Below are 682 nucleotides of genomic sequence, written 5' to 3' on the forward strand. Positions count from 1 at the left end.
TGCCATGCAGGACTTCAACTTCCGCAGGCCGCAGGAAGCGTTCGTCGATGGAGACGTGATCCTCCATATTGAGACCGGCATGTTCGAAGGCGAGCTTGCAGAAGTCCCGAACGGAGACGGTCTTGCCCGTGGCGACCACATAGTCGCTTGCCGTGTCTTGCTGCACCATCAGCCACATGGCTTCGACATAGTCGCGTGCGTGGCCCCAGTCGCGCTTGGCGTCCAAATTGCCGAGCGCCAGCTTGTCCTGCAGTCCAAGCTTAATGCGGGCGACAGCGTCGGTAATCTTGCGGGTGACGAATTCGATGCCGCGCAGGGGCGATTCATGATTGAAGAGAATGCCGCTCGACGCGTGGAGCCCAAAGCTTTCGCGATAATTGACCGTCATCCAATGTGCATAGAGCTTGGCTGCGGCGTAGGGAGAGCGCGGGTAAAAGGGGGTTTTTTCCGACTGGATGGGTTCCTGGATCAGCCCAAACATTTCCGAAGAAGATGCCTGGTAGAAACGGGTTTCAGGACACGTTATCCGCACCGCTTCCAGCACATTGGCGGCGCCAATGCCCGTCACGTTGCCAGTCAAAAGCGGTTGCTGCCAAGACGATTTGACGAAAGATTGCGCGGCAAGATTGTAGACTTCGGCCGGACGAACGTCCTGGAGGACCCGGATGAGACCGGAGAGATC

1 protein-coding gene is annotated in these 682 nt (G+C 57.8%); it reads right to left on the bottom strand.

The annotated features are described in order from the left end of the window. Nucleotides 1–682, bottom strand: a 682-nt coding sequence (locus AC1DX0_RS36685; protein ID WP_477359514.1) for a GDP-mannose 4,6-dehydratase, incomplete at both ends; no start/stop codon positions are given.

Source organism: Mesorhizobium sp. P3_A9, assembly GCF_056402975.1.